This window comes from Alcaligenes ammonioxydans (genome assembly GCF_019343455.1).
Lineage (GTDB): Bacteria > Pseudomonadota > Gammaproteobacteria > Burkholderiales > Burkholderiaceae_B > Alcaligenes > Alcaligenes ammonioxydans.
The window spans coordinates 2,418,522-2,435,836 of record NZ_CP049362.1 but is presented as its reverse complement, the minus strand read 5'-3'; the positions used below and the strand labels follow the sequence as shown (position 1 = coordinate 2,435,836).

The following is a 17,315-nucleotide window of genomic DNA, read 5'->3' as shown; positions in this document are numbered from 1 at the left end:
TGATAGGGGGGGCGGCTTGTTTTAACAAGGCATGGGACCGGCTGTGTCATTAGGGCATAACGATACAAAATACCGAGCTTGCAGGTCGCCTCGCTCTTTCGTCGATGGTCGCGCAATAGTCTGGCAGTATCTGCATTGACACCCGGTTTTCCAGCGGCATTGCACGTAATACGCCAAGCATGGACGGTCTGGGAGGGAACGTAATTAATCATGATAGCGTCATCAGAAACTATGGCGTCTGCGCCTTTGGTTCCGGTGCTGGCAGTTGTTGGGGTCGGTTTGATCGGCGGCTCCCTGGCATTGGCACTCAAACGCTACGGAGCGGTAGGCAAAGTGCTGGGCGTCGGTCGACAGCTCAAAAGCCTGCGGCGAGCCCAGGAACTGGGCTTGATCGATGAGGTCGCCACGCTGGAGCAGGCCGCTCAACAAGCGGATTTGATCATGTTGGCCACGCCTATCGGTGCAATGGCTTCGGTGTTGAAAACGCTGCGCCCCCATTTGCGTGACAGCACCTTGATTAGCGATGCGGGCAGCACCAAAGCGGATGTGGTTCGCGTGGCGCGTGACGCGCTGGGCGATCGTATTGGACAATTTGTTCCTGGTCATCCGATTGCCGGTGCGGAAACGGTAGGCCCCGAGGCAGCCCGTGCCGATCTGTACGATGGTCGCAACGTTATTCTGACACCTCTGGAAGAGAACCCAGCCAGTGCGCGCGAGCGTTTGATCGCTGTCTGGGAAGCCTGCGGAGCGCGGGTCATGCTGATGGACCCGGCTACGCATGATGAGGTGCTGGCCTCGGTCAGCCATGTGCCGCACTTTCTGTCCTCGGTTTTTATGTGGCAGGTTGCCTCCAGCGCCAACTCGGACCAACGCTTTGCCTTGGCCGGGACGGGTTTTCGCGACTTCACCCGTATCGCTGCGGGCTCGGCCGAAGTGTGGCGCGATATTTTTCTGAGCAATCGCCAGGCCGTTCTGGGCCAACTGCAAGAAGTACGTCAGGCCCTGGATCAGGCTGAACAGGCTTTGCAGGATCAGGACGGCCAGGCTTTATACGAATTTTTAGAGCGTGCTGCCTTGGCGCGCCGTTTTTGGGCAAGTAGGAGTGGTTTGCAATGAGCCAGAGCGACAGTCTTGTTTTGAATCCCGTCAGCCGTGCGTGTGGCGAGCTGCAATTGCCGGGGTCCAAGAGCATTTCCAATCGGGCCCTGTTGTTGGCCGCGTTGGCTCAGGGGCAAACGCGACTGGAAGGCTTGCTGCATTCGGACGACACCCGCGTCATGATGGCCGCGTTGCAGCAAATGGGCGTGACCGTACAGGACCTGGGTCAGGGCGTGGTGGTGATCGACGGCGGAGCGCCGTTTGCGCATCGCGACGCCGATCTGTTTTTGGGTAATGCCGGTACGGCGTTCCGCTCCTTGACCGCGGCCTTGGGCCTGATGGGAGGGCGCTTCAATCTGAGCGGCATTGCCCGTATGCATGAGCGTCCTATCGGGGATCTGGTCGATGCGCTGCGCAGTCTGGGTGCAGATGTGCAGTATCTGGGAGCGGAGGGTTATCCACCCCTGGCAATCGGGGAATTGGCCCAGGTGGATCAACAGCGCGTGTCGGTGAAAGGCTCGGTGTCCAGTCAGTTCCTGACCGCACTGCTGATGGCTGCGCCTTTGTTGACGGCTCGTACTGCTCAGCCCTTGCGCATCGAGGTCGAAGGGGAGCTGATATCCCAGCCTTATATCCACATAACGCTGGCCATGATGGCGCGTTTTGGTGTGCAGGTCGAGCGGGAGGGCTGGAGCAGCTTTACTGTGCCAGCCGATGCTGCCTATCTCAGCCCCGGCACGTACTCGGTGGAAGGAGACGCGTCATCTGCGTCGTACTTCATCGCGCTGGGGACAATCGGCGGTGGCCCGCTACGTATTCAGGGGGCGGGCAGCGACAGTCTTCAAGGCGATATTCAGTTTGCCGATGTGGCAGAGGCGATGGGCGCCCGTATTGAGCGTCATGCCAATGAGTTGATTGTCTCCGGTCTGTGTGTGGCGCGCGGCGACAAGCTCAAGGCGTTCGATCTGGATTTCAATCACATACCGGACGCGGCCATGACGGCCGCGGCCATGGCCATGTTTGCGGATGGTCCTTGTACCTTGCGCAATATTGCCAGCTGGCGCGTGAAGGAAACGGACCGTATTGACGCGATGCAGGCCGAGCTGCGCAAGCTCGGTGCCCGAGTAGAGTCAGGCCCAGACTGGTTGACCGTGCATCCCATTGCGGCAGATCAATGGCGTTCGGCCCGCATCGCGACGTATGATGATCACCGCATTGCCATGTGTTTTTCACTGGCCAGCTTCGGCCCGGTGGCGGTCACCATTCTGGACCCCGCCTGCGTCAGCAAGACATTTCCCGATTATTTTTCTGTTTTTGAACACTTGGTGCAGGCATGACAGCGCAGAGCATTCCCGTCATTACCATTGATGGCCCGACCGCCTCAGGGAAGGGGACGATTGCTTCCCTGGTCGCGCAGCGCTTGGGCTGGCACACGCTTGACAGTGGTGCCTTGTATCGCTTGACAGCGCTGTCTTGCCTGCGTCGCGGCGTAGATGTGCAGGATCAGGCGCAGGTCCAGCAGGCCGCCCAGAATCTGAATGTCCGTTTTGACTACCCCCAGATTTACATGGACGGTGAGGATGTCACGGACGCCATTCGCCAGGAAGAGGTGGGTAATCTGGCTTCCCGGGTGGCGGCCCTGCCGCTGGTGCGTGAGGCGCTTTTGCAACGTCAGCGGGATTTTCGCGTCGCTCCTGGACTGGTGGGCGATGGACGCGATATGGGCACCGTGGTGTTTCCGGACGCACCCTTAAAGATATTTTTGCTGGCAGACGCGCAGGTGCGTGCCCAAAGACGCTGTAAACAGTTGAGCGAAAAGGGTATTTCTGCTAATCTTACGAGTCTTTTGGCGGACTTGCGTGAGCGCGACGAGCGAGATCGTTCCCGAACTCATGCGCCGCTTGTGCCTGCGCCGGGTGCCCACATCGTGGATTCTTCCCAGCTCAGCATTCAGGAAGTTGTAGATAAAGTGCTCGACCTCTGGTCGGGCATCGCGGTCCCGACAGCCTAATCCCGTGCTGATCGGGCTTTGTTCACTCCACCGGGTTCTGCCTGGTGTGTTTTTTTTAACGGCCATTTTGGCTGACGGATTGATTTAATGTCCACTAACCTTCACACAGACGCAACGGGCGGCGAAAGCTTTGCCGATTTGTTTGCAGAAAGCATTAAAAACCAAGACCTCAAAAGCGGCGAAGTTATCTCCGCCGAGGTTCTGCGTATTGACCACAACTACGTGCTGGTCAATGCTGGCCTGAAGTCCGAGGCACTGATTCCTCTGGAAGAGTTCCTGAACGATCAGGGCGAACTGGAAGTTCAGGCAGGTGACTTCGTTTCCGTGGCTATCGATGCCTTTGAAAACGGCTACGGCGACACCATTCTGTCCCGCGACCGCGCCAAGCGTCTGTCGGCCTGGTTGTCCCTCGAGCAAGCGCTTGAGTCCGGCGAACTGGTCAACGGTACCATCACCGGTAAGGTCAAGGGTGGCCTGACGGTCATGACCAACGGCATCCGTGCATTCTTGCCCGGTTCGCTGGTTGATCTGCGCCCTGTCAAAGACACCACGCCATACGAAGGCAAGACCCTGGAATTCAAGGTCATCAAGCTCGATCGCAAGCGTAACAACGTTGTGTTGTCGCGTCGCGCCGTGCTGGAAGCCTCCATGGGCGAAGAGCGTCAGAAACTGCTGGAAACTCTGTCCGAAGGCGCTATCGTCAAAGGTATCGTCAAGAACATCACCGATTACGGTGCGTTCGTTGATCTGGGCGGCATCGACGGTCTGCTGCACATCACCGACATGGCCTGGCGCCGTGTCCGTCACCCATCCGAAGTTCTGCAGGTGGGTCAGGAAATCGAAGCCAAGGTTCTCAAGTTCGATCAGGAAAAGAGCCGCGTCTCCCTGGGCGTCAAGCAACTGGGCGAAGATCCCTGGATCGGTCTGGCACGTCGCTACCCACAAAACACCCGTCTGTTCGGCAAGGTGACCAACCTGACCGATTACGGTGCATTTGTTGAAGTGGAAGACGGTATCGAAGGTCTGGTTCACGTATCCGAAATGGATTGGACCAACAAGAACGTTGACCCACGCAAGGTTGTGACCTTGGGTGAAGAAGTCGAAGTCATGGTTCTGGAAATCGACGAAGATCGTCGTCGCATCTCCTTGGGCATGAAGCAGTGCCGTGCCAACCCATGGGAAGATTTCGCCATCAACTTCAAGCGCGGCGACAAGGTTCGCGGTGGCATCAAGTCCATCACCGACTTCGGCGTGTTTGTTGGTCTGCCAGGCGGCATCGATGGTCTGGTTCACCTGTCCGACCTGTCCTGGTCCGAGACGGGCGAAGAAGCCGTTCGCAACTTCAAGAAGGGTGACGAAGTTGACGCCGTGGTTCTGGGCATCGACACCGACAAAGAGCGCATCTCCCTGGGTATCAAACAGCTGGAAGGCGATCCGTTCAACAACTTCGTGGCTACCTACGACAAGGGCGCCGTGGTGAGCGGTGTTGTCAAATCGGTCGAGCCTAAGGGTGCTGTTGTAACGCTGTCGCTGGACGTTGAGGGCTACCTGCGTGCCTCCGAGATCTCCTCGGGCCGTGTGGAAGATGCCACCACCGCACTGAAAGAAGGTCAGGAAATCGAAACCATGATCTTGAGCGTGGATCGCAAGACCCGTTCGATTCAGTTGTCCATCAAGGCACGTGATACCGCCGAAACCGCTCAATCCATGGCCCGTCTGACCGAAGCCAGCGCTTCGTCCGGTACGACCAACCTGGGTGCTCTGCTGCGTGCCAAGCTGGACCAGCAGCAACGTGACGACGGTTAATCAGCGTGACAAAGTCTGAGCTGATCGCGTTGTTGGCCAGCCGCTATCCGCAGCTGGCTCTGCGCGATATGGATTTCGCCGTGAAAACGGTTTTGGATTCGATGACCCAGGCTCTGGCCAGTGGTCAGCGGATCGAAATCCGAGGGTTTGGCAGCTTTTCGCTTTCTACCCGCTCGCCGCGGGTAGGGCGCAATCCCAAATCCGGTGAAAAAGTGATGGTGCCTGGTAAACAGGTGCCACACTTTAAGGCCGGCAAGGAATTGCGTGAGCGAGTCGATTCTGTCTTTCTTGAGCAAGAGCACATCGAGGCAGATGACCAGTCCTCTGCCTTCGAGCAGCTCAATGCGAGAGTCCGTCACGGTTAAGACCTACTTGCACACTGATGACACAGGCCCTTTACAGGGCCTGTTTTGCGTGTGCGCTAAATTCCGCTTGCACGTACAATCAGACATTATAAAAACACTGTTGGAGCCCTAAAAATGCGCTATCTAGTCTGGGTATTGCGTCTGCTCGTTTTTGTGATCGTGCTGCTGTTCGCACTAAAAAACACCGAACCGGTGCAAGTCAGCTTTTTTGCCGAGCATATTATTCAAGACGTTCCCTTGATCGTCGTGATGCTGGCCGCGTTTATTTTAGGCTTGGTGTTGGGGCTGCTGCTGATGGTCGGTGCCGTGATGCGTCGCCGTCGCGAGGTCAACCGCCTGCGACGCGAAATGGATCGTCTGCAAGACAGGCTGGAACAGGCACAGCCTTCGCCTGGGAACACGGCGGCCGCTGTTGCGCCTGAGACCGTCGCCCCTCTGGCGCCTTTGTAAGCCCTTGGAGTAAACAGTGGATTTTGAAACCTGGTGGTTGGTTTTTGTACCCCTTCTTTTTGGCTTGGGCTGGGTCGCGGCGCGGGTGGATTTTCGGCAAATGATGTCCGAAACCCGCAGCTTGCCCGACTCGTACTTCAAGGGCTTGAACTTTCTGCTCAATGAAGAGCCGGATCGTGCCATTGATGCGTTTGTGGAAGTGGCCAAGCTGGACCCTGAAACCACCGAACTTCACTTTGCGTTGGGCAGTCTGTTTCGTCGCCGCGGCGAGATGGAGCGCGCCATCCGTGTGCATCAAAGTCTGCTGTCGCGCGCTGACTTGCCGGTGGCCGATCGTGAAAACGCACAATTTCAGATCGCCCAGGATTTCTTGAAGGCCGGTATGCTGGATCGGGCCGAAGCGGCGTTTGAGGCAGTACGTGAGACGCGCTTTGCTATTCCTGCCATGCGCGCCCTGATTCGCATTTACGAGTCCGAGCACGATTGGCCGCGGGCGATTGAGGCCGTGCGTCGTTTGCGGGCGCTGGTCGACGAGCCGGTCCCCCAACTGGTGCATTACCAGTGTGAGCAGGCTGAAGGCGCTTTGCAGGGCAAGCAGCCGGACTTTGACCGGGCTGCAAAAGCCTTGGATGAGGCGGAAAACGCCATCCGAAAATTGGGAACGGGGCAAGGCATGTATGCTTCCCAGGCGCGGGTTGCGGGTTTGCGTGCGCGTCTGGCTCGCATGCAAGGGCAAAACGAGCAGGAGCGGGCTTATCTGGTGTCCATTTTGAGCAGCGCCCCGGAGTATGTGGGCTTGTATGCGACCGAGTTACTGGACAGTTACCGTAAACTGGGACGGGCCGAAGAGGGGGTTGCCATGCTGCGCAGCCACTATCAGCAGCATCCCAGCCTGGATATTTTCAATGTGTTGTTCCGTGTTTTGCGTGAGCAGGAAGGCCACTTGCAGGCATGGGCCTTTGCCCGGGATGCGCTGCGAGCCCATCCATCCTTGCTGGGACTGGACAAGATGCTGGAAGTCGAGCTTCAGGATCAAGGTCAGGACAAAGAAGGAGGCGACGGGGGGCAAGCAGTTGGTGTGGACCAGATCATTGCGGGGGCCGATTTAAGCCTGTTGCGCTCTTTGATCCATCGGCATACTCAGCGCCTGGACCGTTATTCATGCAGTTCTTGCGGCTTTGAGGCGCGCCATTTCTACTGGCAATGTCCCGGTTGTAATTCCTGGGAGACCTATGCTCCTCGACGTCTTGAGGAGCTGAAATGATGAGCTTCCCAGCGCAAGCTGTTGCCGCCAGCCGTGTGCTGGTGGTGGGGGATGTCATGCTGGACCGCTATTGGTTTGGTGACGTGGACCGTATTTCTCCCGAAGCGCCAGTTCCTGTGGTCAAGATGGGACGGGTCGAGGATCGCCTTGGCGGCGCGGCCAACGTTGCCCGCAATATTGCGGCTTTGGGGGCACAGGCCAGCTTGCTGGGTGTAATCGGACAGGACGAGGCTGGCAGGACGGTGCAGGAACTGGCCAAAGCGGACCACGTGCAGGCTCATTGGGTGCAGGACCCGGTCATGCCCACTTCCTTGAAGTTACGCGTTCTGGGTCGGCAGCAGCAATTGCTGCGGGTGGATTTTGAAGAAAGTCCCGCCCTCTCTGCGCTGGATCAGTTGCAGCAAACCATGAGTGATTTGCTGGACCAGCATCAGGTGTTGGTCTTGTCGGACTACGCAAAAGGCGCGTTGGCGCAGGTGGAAAGCTTGATCGCCCTGGCGCGATCGAAGAATATCCCCGTTCTGGTTGATCCCAAGGGCAAAACGTACGAACGCTATCAAGGGGCCACAATCCTGACGCCAAACCGTTCGGAAATGCAAGAAGCGGTAGGTGCCTGGAAAGATGAGGATGATTTGATGCGACGCGCTCAGGACCTGCGTCGCAAACTGAATCTGGAGTGTTTGCTGATTACGCGCTCCGAACAAGGCATGACCTTGTTCACCGAACAAGGACGTGAGCACGTAGAGGCACAGGCCCAAGAGGTGTTTGATGTCTCGGGTGCTGGGGACACGGTATTGGCAACCTTGGCAGTGATGCGTGCCGCTGGCCTGGACTGGTTGCAAGCCATGCGTTGGGCGAATCGCGCGGGAGGTATCGTGGTCGGAAAATTGGGTACGTCGATTGTGACGGCAAAGGAATTGGCATGATTGTAGTGACCGGTGGCGCTGGTTTTATTGGCAGCAATTTGGTGAAAGGCCTTAACCAGCAGGGGATAAGCGACATTCTGGTCGTGGATGACCTGAGCGATGGCGACAAGTTCGTCAATCTGGTTCAGGGTCAGATTGCCGACTACATGGATAAGGATGATTTTCGTGCCCGCTTGGCGCGTGACGAGTTCTCCAATATCGAAGCCGTGCTGCATCAGGGAGCCTGCTCGGACACTACCGAGCGCAATGGCCAGTTCATGATGGACAATAACTACCGGGTAACCCTGGAGATCTTTGAATACTGTCAGGCCAAGCGCATCCCGTTGTTATATGCCTCCTCAGCGGCGGTTTATGGTGCCGGTCCGCTGTATGCCGAAGACCTGAGCAACGAAGCGCCGTTGAATGTCTACGGATACTCCAAGTTCCTGTTCGACCAGGTGTTGCGCCGCCATCTGGACAGCCTGCGCGCACCTGTGGTGGGATTGCGTTACTTTAATGTCTATGGTCCGCAAGAGCAGCATAAAGGCCGGATGGCCTCGGTGGCCTACCATAATATGCTTCAGTACCGCCGCGACGGTCATGTCCTCTTGTTTGGCGGCTGGGACGGGTATGTGAATGGCGGCCAGCAGCGCGACTTCGTTTTTATTGACGATGTCGTGTCGGTGAATCTGCATTTTCTCGGGCAGGACAAGCAGTCGGGTGTCTTCAATTGTGGTTCGGGTCGCGCCCAACCTTTCAATGATGTGGCACAAACGGTCGTCAACACCTTGCGCGAGCACGACGGCTTGCCAGCGCTTGAGCTGGAGGATCTGGTATCGCAGCAGTTTCTGCAGTACATACCCTTCCCGGATGATTTGAAGGGGCGCTATCAAAGCCATACTCAGGCAGACTTGACCCAGTTGCGCGCGGCTGGCTATGACAAACCTTTCCATGATGTGCAGACTGGCGTGGCCGAATACGTGCGTCGTTTATTGCAATCGGGTGCGCTGCGCTAAGCAGGCCAGGATGACGGTGTCCATGCGGACTGCCACGCATGGCTAAAAGCGGTTTGCGGGCCGATTTTTCCTTTCCATTGGCAGCACCATAAAGGCTTCTTTCCAAGGAGCCTTTATTATGTGTATTCCGCTCAATGTATTTCCCGTGTTCCATGGTCGTACGCGCCAGCAGCCCAGTTGGCGCAGTAGCGTGCTGCGTGTGTTAGTTGCGCTGTGGATGTTGGGTCCCTGGGGCCTGGCGGTCGCGCTGGATCTCAATACGGCCAATGCCCAGGAGCTGCAACAAATCAAAGGCATAGGTCCCCGCACGGCTGAACTGATCCTGGAGGAGCGCCAGCGCGGTGGGCCTTTTGACTCCTTGCAGGACTTGGCCGATCGGGTCAAGGGAATAGGCGCAAAAAAAATTATCACGATGGAGCAGTCAGGTCTGAAAGTGGAGACCGGCAAAGCCGCGGGCAAGGCGCTTGCCAATAAGACCGATGCGGATATACGAAGAAAGCCGTAGCTCTGGGCGTAGACTCGTTTTAAGCTAGTAGTTTGTTTAGTCTGCAGGGGCAGCCAGTGTGAGCTGGCTGCTGTTTTGCGCAAGGTAAGAGATTTATTGATGAAAAACTATCCCACCATTGAAGATACCGTCGGTCAGACCCCTCTGGTACGGTTGCAACGCATACCAGGTGAGTTCGGACAGGCGCGCGGTAACGTCTTGTTGGCCAAGCTGGAGGGCAATAACCCGGCAGGTTCGGTGAAAGATCGCGCTGCCCGCTCCATGATTCAGCAGGCCGAGCGCCGCGGTGATATCAAGCCGGGGGACACCTTGATCGAGGCCACCAGCGGCAACACCGGGATTGCCCTTGCCATGATTGCGGCCGTTCGTGGCTACAAGATGATTTTGATCATGCCCGATAATCTGTCGCTGGAGCGTCGTGCCTCCATGACGGCTTACGGGGCCCAGCTGATTCTGACACCCGCCGATCAAGGCGGTATGGAATACGCTCGTGATCTGGCTTTGAAGATGCAGGCCCAGGGGCAGGGCAAGGTGCTGGATCAGTTTGCCAATAAGGATAATCCGGACGCGCACATACACAGTACTGGCCCGGAGATCTGGCAGCAGACAGATGGCCAGGTTACGCACTTTGTCAGTGCCATGGGGACCACAGGCACCATCATGGGAGTCGGCAATTATTTGCGCAGCCAAAATAGCGGCATTGTCGTGGTGGGGGCGCAGCCTGCGCCGGGAGCGCAAATTGCGGGCATTCGTAAGTGGCCGGAGCATTATCTGCCCAAGATCTACGACCCCTCCAAGGTGGATATGTTCGAGGAAATCGGCCAGCAGGAGGCCGAAGTCATGACACGCCGTATGGCGGCCGAAGAGGGGATCTGTGCCGGTATTTCGTCTGGCGGCGCGCTGGTGGCGGCCATGCGCGTGGCCCAGCGCGTGCAAAACGCCACCATCGTTTTTATAGTGTGCGATCGTGGCGACCGCTATTTGTCCACTGGTATCTTCAATTAATTAGGGTTGCCGTAACCCATCTGCCAGGCCAGTTCGGACGCCAGGTCGGCAACCGAGCTGGCATAAAAATAGCTGCGGTTGTAATGGGTAATGGCAAAGAAGTTGGGCGTGCCCAGACGGTATTCAGTGGTATTGCGGGGCTCGTCCACCAGGTTGACTACCCCTAGTTTGGCCTGCTGCCACAGGCCCGTGTTCTGGGCTTGGCCTTTGACACTGGCCCCGGCATGGTGCAGTTGCGCCCAGTTCAGCTTGGGGTAAATGCCGCCATCGACCATCTCTTTATTGGCCGTGCTCAGCGCCACCGGGGCAAAAACTGGCAGTCCAGGCTCCCAGCCATGGGCACGCAGGAAATTGGCGATCGAGGCCATGGCGTCGGCCGGATTGTTGCGCAAATCTATACGGCCATCGCCGTCTCCGTCCACGGCGTAACGTATCAGGCTGCCAGGCATGAATTGGGACATTCCCATCGCGCCGGCAAACGAGCCCTGGGCAATCCGTGCATCCAGTTCACCTTGATGATGCAGTTCGATCAGATCCGCCAGTTGATCCCGAAACAGTTGGCCGCGCTCGGGCCGACTGTTGTCCGGATAAGCGAAGCCTAGTGTAAACAGGGCGTCCAGTACCTTGAAGTCCCCCATGATTTTTCCGTAGACGGTTTCCACGCCCAAAATAGCGACAATAATGGAAGGCGGTACACCGTAGTCCTGGGCGATTCTGTCCAGTGTCAGACGATGCTTCTGCCAGAACTGAACCCCCCCTTGAATGCGTGCCGGATCGACATTGCGCTGCCGGTAGGTGACCCAGCTGCGCTTGATGCGCCCTTTGGTGGGGCGCATTAATTTAGCCGCGGTTTCGTTATATTGAGCCTGCTGCAGCAGATCGATAACCAAATCCTGGGGGATGTTGCGTGCGAATGCTACCTCTTGCGCATAGGCGGCGATATCCTCGTTTAATTGACCGTTTAATTGAAAAAACTGCGTCCGCCCGGAACGGGACTGGCCGGCCTGAATTGACCTCGGTTCGGGCAGAGCCTTGATGGTGATGGCAGCTGTTGCTGGGGATGGGGCTTGAAAGGTCGCGTTGTTGCTGGGTTTGGTGTCCGAAGACGGGGGCTGGGAAGTGGGGGTGGCGCAGCCGGCAGTGCTCAGCGCGATCAGTACTGCTTGCAAAATTCGAGTGGGTCTGAACATAATCCATCCTCATGGAGACACTATATTTTATCCATCCATCATGCCATTTGCATGAGATGGGGAGATGGCATCCGGAAAGTCCGCAGCGACTCGATGCCATAAACGATCAACTGCTCTCGAGCGGTCTGGCATCCTATCTGGCCCAGCGACAAGCCCGGCTGGCGACGGATGAGGATATCTTGCGAGTCCATGACCGCGCCTATTTGCAAAAACTCAAAGAACAGGTGCCGCGTCAGGGCTATTTCAATATAGACCCCGATACCTTGATGAATCCTCATACCCTGGAAGCGGCCTATGCAGCCGCTGGTGCGGGCCTGGACGCCGTCGACGGGGTCATGACCGAGGACGCGATTGGGGCATTTTGTGCCGTTCGCCCTCCCGGGCACCATGCCGAGCGGGCGCGGGCCATGGGGTTTTGCTTTTTCAACAATATCGCTGTTGCCGCGGCGTATGCGATGGAGAAGTATGATCTCAAGCGTGTGTTGATTGTGGATTTCGACGTACACCACGGCAATGGCACCGAGCAGATTTTTGCCGGTGATGAGCGCGTTCTGATGTGCAGTTTCTTTCAGTCGCCATTTTTTCCTGATTCCTTTCAGGACCCGGCAGCGCAAAACATGGTAAATATACCGGTTGAGGCCTACACCAAGTCTGCTCAGATTATCGATCTGTTCAAACAAGTTTGCTTGCCCCGCATCGAGGCATTTGCCCCAGAGATCGTCTTTTTTTCGGCAGGCTTTGACGCTCACCGTGAAGATGAGATGGGGCAGCTCAGTTTGGTTGAGGCCGATTATGCGGAATTGACCGCGATGGTTGTCCGGGCTTGTGCGCCTAGTGCCGGCCATCGTCTGGTCAGCATGCTGGAAGGGGGGTACGATCCCTCGTCCCTGGGACGCAGCGTGGTGGCTCATATCAAGGCACTCGCCGGGCTTTAGGCGAGCGGCCTCGGGCTTTGGAATTCTTCCCGAGCCCTATTTCAACAGAACAATTTTTTAATTAAGACTGCACTGGAGAACATTACATGAAGGTGTTAGTACCCGTGAAACGCGTAGTTGACTATAACGTCAAGGTGCGCGTGAAATCCGACCAAACCGGGGTGGACATTGCCAATGTGAAAATGTCCATGAACCCTTTTGATGAAATCGCCGTCGAAGAGGCCACCCGCCTCAAAGAAAGCGGTGCTGCCACTGAGGTTATCGCCGTCTCTTGCGGTGTGGCGCAAAGCCAGGAAACCTTGCGTACGGCCCTGGCTATCGGTGCTGATCGGGCCACTCTGGTGCAAACCGATGCAGAACTGCAGCCCCTGGCTGTGGCCAAGTTGATCAAAGCCGTCGTGGACAAGGAGCAGCCTCAGCTTGTGATCCTGGGTAAACAGGCCATTGACGACGATGCCAACCAGACCGGCCAGATGCTGGCCGCCTTGCTGGACTGGCCTCAAGCCACCTTTGCCAGCAAAGTGGAGGTGGCGGGCGATAGCGTTTTGGTCACGCGTGAAGTGGACGGTGGTCTGGAAACGCTAAAGCTCAGTCTGCCTGCCGTGATCACGACGGACCTGCGCTTGAACGAGCCTCGTTACGTGACACTTCCCAACATCATGAAGGCCAAGAAAAAGCCTTTGGAGACCCTGACACCCGAAGAGCTGGGTATTGATGTGACGCCCCGGATCAAGACTCTGAAAGTGACCGAGCCCCCAGCGCGGGCCGCTGGCATCATGGTGCCCGATGTGGCTACGCTGGTCGAGAAACTGAAGAACGAAGCGAAGGTGATTTAAATGGCTATCCTTGTTATTGCCGAGCACGACAATCAGCAGCTCAAGGCTGCAACACTCAATGCCCTGGCTGCCGCTCAGAAGATCGGTGGCGATATTCATGTTCTGGTTGCCGGTCATCAGGCCGCCGGTGTTGCTCAGGCGGCTGCCCAAGCCCAGGGGGTCAGCAAAGTGCTGTTGGCCGATGGCCCAGCGCTGGCTGAAGGCCTGGCAGAAAACGTGGCTGCCCAGGTGTTGGGCATCGCCTCCAACTACAGCCATATTCTGTTCCCGGCAACGGCCTCGGGCAAGAATATCGCCCCTCGTGTGGCGGCCAAGCTGGATGTGGGCCAACTGTCGGATATTTTGTCCGTTGAATCCGCTGATACCTTCACCCGCCCCATTTATGCAGGCAATGCGGTAGCAACCGTTCAGTCCGGCGACGCTGTCAAAGTCATTACGGTGCGTACCACGGCCTTTGATGCAGTGGCCGCTGAAGGTGGCAGTGCTGCTGTCGAGGAATTGACGGCGGTGGCTGACTCGGGACGTTCTGCATTTGTCAGCCGTGAAGTTGCCAAGAGCGATCGCCCTGAACTGGCCGGTGCCGGTGTGGTGGTGTCGGGTGGCCGCGGTTTGGGTAGTGCCGAGAACTTCAAATTGCTGGACGGTCTTGCAGACAAGCTGGGTGCGGCATTGGGGGCATCTCGTGCCGCCGTCGACGCCGGCTATGCCCCTAATGACTGGCAAGTGGGACAGACGGGCAAGATCGTCGCCCCTCAGCTTTATGTGGCAGTCGGTATTTCGGGCGCCATCCAGCACCTGGCTGGCATGAAGGACTCCAAGGTCATTGTGGCGATCAATAAAGACCCTGAGGCGCCGATTTTCGGTGTGGCCGACTACGGTCTGGTTGCAGACCTGTTCGAAGCGGTGCCTGAGTTGGAAAAAGCGCTCTAAGCGCCTATCGGCCTGCTGGATTTTTTTCCAGCAGGCTTTTTTCAGTGCGTATATTCCCAGGGGACTGCTTGCCGTGTCGGTCCTTTTCGTTTCTGTGTAGGAGTGTTCATGACGTATCGTGTACCCACCCAAGACATCCGCTTTGCTCTGACAGAGCTGGCTGATCTGCCTGGTGTGCTGGAATTGCCTGGCTTTGAGGATTTCTCGGCCGAGTTGATCGATGCCATTATTGATGAGAACGCCCGTTTCGTTGAGCAGGAAGTAGCGCCGTTGAACCGCGCCGGAGATCAGAATGGCGCCAAGTGGAATGACGGTGTGGTCACGACGACACCCGGGTTTAAGAAAGCCTTTGAGGAATTTGCAAAAGCCGGTTGGCAAGGACTGCAGCACGAAGCCGAGCTGGGCGGGCAAGGTCTGCCCAAGCTGATCGGTGCTGTGGCGTGTGAAAATATCAACGCTGCCAACCTGGCCTTTTCTTTGTGCCCTTTGCTGACCGATGGGGTGATTGAGGCCGTGTCCATGGTGGGCTCGGACGAGCAAAAAACCCGCTTCCTGCCCGCCTTGCTTGAAGGCCGCTGGACCGGGACCATGAACTTGACTGAGCCCCAGGCCGGTTCCGATCTGGCCCAGGTGGCCAGCCGTGCGGTTCCTCAGGATGATGGTAGCTACCGCATCAGCGGCCAAAAGATTTTCATCACCTACGGTGAACATGATATGGCCGAAAACATCATTCATCTGGTGTTGGCTCGTACCCCGGATGCACCGGCCGGTGTGAAGGGGATTTCGCTATTTATCGTGCCCAAGTTCCTGGTGAACGAAGATGGGTCTTTGGGTGCCCGCAACGACGTCTGGTGTGCCTCGCTGGAGCACAAGCTGGGTATCCATGGCAGTCCGACTGCCGTGCTGCTGTATGGGTCCGGTAAAGGCGAGGTGGGCGAGGGCGCGGTCGGCTACCTGGTGGGCAAGGAAAACGAAGGCCTGAAGTACATGTTCATCATGATGAATGCCGCCCGTTATGCGGTAGGTGTGCAGGGTATTGCCGTGGCCGAGCGCGCCCTGCAGCAGGCTATCGGGTATGCCAATGATCGTGTCCAGGGTGCCCCCTTGAGCGGTGGCAAGGCGGTTTCAATTGCCCATCACCCGGATGTCCAGCGCATGTTGATGCAAATGCGTGCGCTGACCGAGGGATCGCGCGCGTTGGCTTATTTTGCCGCTGGCGTCAATGACAAGGCGCGCCATAGCGCGGACGAAAACGCTCGCAAGCGGTATCAGGCCCTCTATGAGTTCCTGGTACCCGTGGTCAAGGGGTTTAGCACCGAGATGTCTCTTGAGGTGACCTCCCTGGGAGTACAGGTGCATGGTGGTATGGGCTTCATCGAGGAAACCGGCGCAGCTCAGCATTACCGTGACTCCCGCATTTTGCCCATCTACGAGGGGACGACCGCCATTCAGGCCAACGACTTTATCGGTCGCAAGGTGTTGCGTGATGCGGGTGCGGTTATTCAGGGCCTGGCCCCTGAACTGGGTGCCACCGTGGCCAAGCTGCGTGAGCGCGCCGCCCAGGATGGCGAACACAAAGCGGCGTTGACACTGATCGCAGATCGGCTGGAAGCCGGGGTGAAAAGTGTGGAGCAGGCTGCCACCTTTACCTTGATGAATGCGCAAAAAGATCTGGCTGCCGTTTTCCTGGGCAGTGTGCCCTTCCTGATGCTGTCCGGTTATGTGTTGACTGGCTGGCAGATGGCCCGTGCCGCGTTAGCGGCCGAGAAGGCATTGAGTGAGGGCAATCAGGACCCATTCCTGCGCCGCAAGCTGTCTACCAGCGTGTTTTTTGCCAGCCACTTGCTGCCGCGCGCGACGGCTCTGGCGCATTCCGTGGCGGATGGGGCGCAGTTGACCCCCTACCTGTCGCCCGAGCTGCTGTAAGCTCTCAAGGCGTGCAGTGCAAGGCCCGTTTAGTCGCTTTGGCTATCGGGCCTTTTTAGGTATATTGATATGACTTTTAATTATTTGAAGCGCTGTCTTTATACTGACAAAATCATCTGACTAGTCCTGATTATTCAAGTCGGTGATCCCTTGATCGCCACTGCATTTAGAAAGAGGAACATAATGGCTACACTTCGTCTGGGCGACCTGGCCCCTGATTTTGAACAAAAATCCTCCGTTGGCACCATCAAGTTTCACGAGTTCCTGGGTGATAGCTGGGGCGTCTTGTTCTCCCACCCAGCTGACTTCACGCCTGTTTGCACGACCGAATTGGGCTACACCGCCAAGCTGGCCGACGAATTTGCCAAGCGCAACGTGAAGGTGATTGCTGTCTCCGTGGATGATGTGGATTCCCACGGCAAGTGGATTGACGACATCAACGAAACTCAACACACCACGGTGAACTTCCCCATCCTGGCCGATGCTGACCGTAAGGTATCGGATCTGTACGACATGATTCACCCCAATGCCAGCACCACGGTGACGGTTCGTTCGGTGTTCATCATTGACCCGGCCAAGAAAGTCCGTCTGATCATTACTTACCCTGCCAGCACGGGCCGTAACTTCAACGAAATCCTGCGCGTAATTGACTCTCTGCAATTGACTGACAGCCACAGCGTGGCCACTCCGGTTAACTGGGAAGATGGCGACGACGTGATTATCGTTCCAAGCCTGAAAGACCCCGAAGTGTTAAAGCAGAAGTTCCCTAAGGGCTACACCGAGATCCGTCCTTACCTGCGTGTGACGCCTCAGCCCAACAAGTAAATATTGCGCTTAGGTTCCGACAAAAAGCCCTCGTGCCATTGCGGCACGAGGGCTTTTTTGTGGGTCTTGCAGGAAGAGTTGCCGCACAGAACGACTGTGTAAAGTGCTGGGTTAGCGTGGCTTGCGAGCCCCGAAAACTCGTGGGAGAGGTATGGCAGGATTGGTAGTGAATGGGCTGTGACTGGCGCCAGGACCAGGTTTCAGCTGCTCAGTGGGGCAGGCGCAACATCACTGCAAGCGCTGATTGC

Annotated in this window: 17 protein-coding genes; 16 read left to right on the top strand and 1 reads right to left on the bottom strand. The window is 57.1% G+C overall.

Annotated features, from left to right (window positions below; all coding sequences use genetic code 11):
- Positions 1-231: 231 nt before the first annotated feature.
- The 11 genes from FE795_RS11210 to cysM all read left to right on the top strand — a co-directional run bounded on the left by FE795_RS11210 (position 232) and on the right by cysM (position 10,425).
- On the top strand, positions 232-1,116 hold the full coding sequence (locus FE795_RS11210) for a prephenate dehydrogenase (RefSeq protein WP_003799138.1): 885 nt from the start codon (positions 232-234) through the stop codon (positions 1,114-1,116).
- The gene (gene aroA, locus FE795_RS11205; RefSeq protein WP_131070689.1) at positions 1,113-2,435 is read left to right on the top strand and encodes a 3-phosphoshikimate 1-carboxyvinyltransferase; all 1,323 of its coding nucleotides are present in this window, start codon (positions 1,113-1,115) and stop codon (positions 2,433-2,435) included. The genes FE795_RS11210 and aroA overlap by 4 nt, the downstream gene beginning before the upstream one ends.
- A complete protein-coding gene (cmk, locus tag FE795_RS11200; protein WP_003799142.1) occupies positions 2,432-3,109 on the top strand; it encodes a (d)CMP kinase in 678 nt (225 codons plus the stop codon). Before aroA ends, cmk begins: the two co-directional genes overlap by 4 nt.
- A gap of 87 nt (positions 3,110-3,196) precedes the next feature.
- Positions 3,197-4,915 (top strand): 30S ribosomal protein S1, encoded by a 1,719-nt coding sequence (gene rpsA / locus FE795_RS11195; RefSeq protein WP_003799144.1) that lies wholly within the window; start codon positions 3,197-3,199, stop codon positions 4,913-4,915.
- 5 nt (positions 4,916-4,920) lie between these two features.
- Positions 4,921-5,280 (top strand): integration host factor subunit beta, encoded by a 360-nt coding sequence (locus FE795_RS11190; protein WP_003799146.1) that lies wholly within the window; start codon positions 4,921-4,923, stop codon positions 5,278-5,280.
- 114 nt (positions 5,281-5,394) lie between these two features.
- Positions 5,395-5,730, top strand: coding sequence for a LapA family protein (locus FE795_RS11185; RefSeq protein WP_003799149.1), 336 nt, complete (start codon positions 5,395-5,397; stop codon positions 5,728-5,730).
- A 16-nt stretch (positions 5,731-5,746) separates the two neighbouring features.
- Positions 5,747-6,994, top strand: coding sequence for a lipopolysaccharide assembly protein LapB (gene lapB / locus FE795_RS11180; protein ID WP_003799150.1), 1,248 nt, complete (start codon positions 5,747-5,749; stop codon positions 6,992-6,994).
- A complete protein-coding gene (rfaE1, locus tag FE795_RS11175; protein WP_100214761.1) occupies positions 6,991-7,920 on the top strand; it encodes a D-glycero-beta-D-manno-heptose-7-phosphate kinase in 930 nt (309 codons plus the stop codon). The genes lapB and rfaE1 overlap by 4 nt, the downstream gene beginning before the upstream one ends.
- Entirely contained in the window at positions 7,917-8,915 is a 999-nt protein-coding gene (gene rfaD / locus FE795_RS11170) for an ADP-glyceromanno-heptose 6-epimerase (RefSeq protein WP_003799154.1), read from the top strand. Before rfaE1 ends, rfaD begins: the two co-directional genes overlap by 4 nt.
- 118 nt (positions 8,916-9,033) lie before the next feature.
- Positions 9,034-9,420, top strand: coding sequence for a ComEA family DNA-binding protein (locus tag FE795_RS11165; RefSeq protein ID WP_003799156.1), 387 nt, complete (start codon positions 9,034-9,036; stop codon positions 9,418-9,420).
- 99 nt (positions 9,421-9,519) lie between these two features.
- Positions 9,520-10,425 carry a cysteine synthase CysM gene (gene cysM / locus FE795_RS11160; RefSeq protein WP_059318826.1) on the top strand — a complete coding sequence of 302 codons (906 nt, stop codon included), beginning with the start codon at positions 9,520-9,522 and terminating at the stop codon, positions 10,423-10,425.
- Here the strand turns inward: cysM and mltB are convergent.
- Complete coding sequence (gene mltB / locus FE795_RS11155) at positions 10,422-11,615, bottom strand: lytic murein transglycosylase B (RefSeq protein ID WP_131070688.1); 1,194 nt, start codon at positions 11,613-11,615, stop codon at positions 10,422-10,424. The genes cysM and mltB overlap by 4 nt on opposite strands.
- An 11-nt stretch (positions 11,616-11,626) precedes the next feature.
- On the opposite strand from mltB, the gene FE795_RS11150 reads away from it, so the two are divergent.
- From FE795_RS11150 to FE795_RS11130, 5 genes are all read left to right on the top strand, one after another.
- Complete coding sequence (locus FE795_RS11150) at positions 11,627-12,550, top strand: histone deacetylase family protein (RefSeq protein ID WP_165477517.1); 924 nt, start codon at positions 11,627-11,629, stop codon at positions 12,548-12,550.
- A gap of 86 nt (positions 12,551-12,636) precedes the next feature.
- Positions 12,637-13,386: an electron transfer flavoprotein subunit beta/FixA family protein gene (locus tag FE795_RS11145; protein ID WP_003799165.1), complete on the top strand. Its 750-nt coding sequence runs from the start codon at positions 12,637-12,639 to the stop codon at positions 13,384-13,386.
- Complete coding sequence (locus tag FE795_RS11140; protein ID WP_131070686.1) at positions 13,387-14,316, top strand: electron transfer flavoprotein subunit alpha/FixB family protein; 930 nt, start codon at positions 13,387-13,389, stop codon at positions 14,314-14,316. It begins immediately after the preceding gene.
- Positions 14,317-14,424: 108 nt separating this feature from the next.
- Positions 14,425-16,242, top strand: a complete 1,818-nt coding sequence (locus tag FE795_RS11135; protein ID WP_131070685.1) for an acyl-CoA dehydrogenase — start codon at positions 14,425-14,427, stop codon at positions 16,240-16,242.
- 183 nt (positions 16,243-16,425) lie between these two features.
- Entirely contained in the window at positions 16,426-17,067 is a 642-nt protein-coding gene (locus FE795_RS11130; RefSeq protein WP_003799170.1) for a peroxiredoxin, read from the top strand.
- Positions 17,068-17,315 lie beyond the last annotated feature (248 nt).

Bases quoted from the DNA above. Each gene is read 5' to 3' on its own strand.
- FE795_RS11140 (WP_131070686.1), top strand. From the start codon at position 13,387: ATGGCTATCCTTGTTATTGCCGAGCACGACAATCAGCAGCTCAAGGCT.
- FE795_RS11185 (WP_003799149.1), top strand. From the start codon at position 5,395: ATGCGCTATCTAGTCTGGGTATTGCGTCTGCTCGTTTTTGTGATCGTG.
- FE795_RS11165 (WP_003799156.1), top strand. From the start codon at position 9,034: ATGTGTATTCCGCTCAATGTATTTCCCGTGTTCCATGGTCGTACGCGC.
- FE795_RS11210 (WP_003799138.1), top strand. From the start codon at position 232: ATGGCGTCTGCGCCTTTGGTTCCGGTGCTGGCAGTTGTTGGGGTCGGT.
- rfaD (WP_003799154.1), top strand. From the start codon at position 7,917: ATGATTGTAGTGACCGGTGGCGCTGGTTTTATTGGCAGCAATTTGGTG.
- aroA (WP_131070689.1), top strand. From the start codon at position 1,113: ATGAGCCAGAGCGACAGTCTTGTTTTGAATCCCGTCAGCCGTGCGTGT.
- FE795_RS11145 (WP_003799165.1), top strand. From the start codon at position 12,637: ATGAAGGTGTTAGTACCCGTGAAACGCGTAGTTGACTATAACGTCAAG.
- rfaE1 (WP_100214761.1), top strand. From the start codon at position 6,991: ATGATGAGCTTCCCAGCGCAAGCTGTTGCCGCCAGCCGTGTGCTGGTG.
- mltB (WP_131070688.1), bottom strand. From the start codon at position 11,615: ATGTTCAGACCCACTCGAATTTTGCAAGCAGTACTGATCGCGCTGAGC.
- FE795_RS11150 (WP_165477517.1), top strand. From the start codon at position 11,627: ATGGAGACACTATATTTTATCCATCCATCATGCCATTTGCATGAGATG.
- cmk (WP_003799142.1), top strand. From the start codon at position 2,432: ATGACAGCGCAGAGCATTCCCGTCATTACCATTGATGGCCCGACCGCC.
- FE795_RS11130 (WP_003799170.1), top strand. From the start codon at position 16,426: ATGGCTACACTTCGTCTGGGCGACCTGGCCCCTGATTTTGAACAAAAA.
- cysM (WP_059318826.1), top strand. From the start codon at position 9,520: ATGAAAAACTATCCCACCATTGAAGATACCGTCGGTCAGACCCCTCTG.
- FE795_RS11135 (WP_131070685.1), top strand. From the start codon at position 14,425: ATGACGTATCGTGTACCCACCCAAGACATCCGCTTTGCTCTGACAGAG.
- rpsA (WP_003799144.1), top strand. From the start codon at position 3,197: ATGTCCACTAACCTTCACACAGACGCAACGGGCGGCGAAAGCTTTGCC.